The sequence below is a fragment of the Dietzia sp. 111N12-1 genome (assembly GCF_001658045.1).
In the GTDB taxonomy this organism is placed as follows: Bacteria; Actinomycetota; Actinomycetes; order Mycobacteriales; family Mycobacteriaceae; genus Dietzia; species Dietzia kunjamensis.
Window position 1 is genome coordinate 1 of the sequence record NZ_LSSV01000004.1, and the last position, 487, is coordinate 487.

Consider the following 487-nt stretch of genomic DNA (forward strand, 5'->3'; position numbering starts at 1 on the left):
CCTGGACGAAGTCGCCGCCTGGCAGCACCGCCCGTTGGAGGCGTTCTACCCGGTGGTGTTCCTGGACGCGATCCACATCAAGATCCGCGATGGAGCCCACGTGAAGACCCGCGCTGCCCACATCGCGGTCGGGGTCGATCTTGAGGGCGTCAAGCACGTGCTCGGCATCTGGGTGCAGGCCAAGGAAGGCGCGGCGTTCTGGGCCAGCGTGTGCGCCGAACTGGCCAATCGCGGCGTCAAAGACGTCCTGATCGTGGCCTGCGACGGGCTGACCGGACTGTCCGAGGCGATTGCCGCGACCTGGCCTTTCGCCGAGGTGCAGACCTGCGTGGTGCACCTGATCCGGGCCTCGATGCGGTTCGTGTCCTACAGCGACCGCAAGAACGTGGCCAAGGCACTCAAGCCGATCTACACCGCCGCCAACGCCGAGGCCGCCAGAGTCGCACTGGAGGCCTTCGCCGAATCGCCGCTGGGCGCCAAGTACCCC

1 protein-coding gene is annotated in these 487 nt (G+C 67.4%); it reads left to right on the forward strand.

Translation table 11 applies throughout. The features are described from left to right. Window positions 1–487: IS256 family transposase (locus tag AYO52_RS01960; RefSeq protein WP_156523495.1), on the forward strand; the 487-nt coding region annotated here is incomplete at both ends.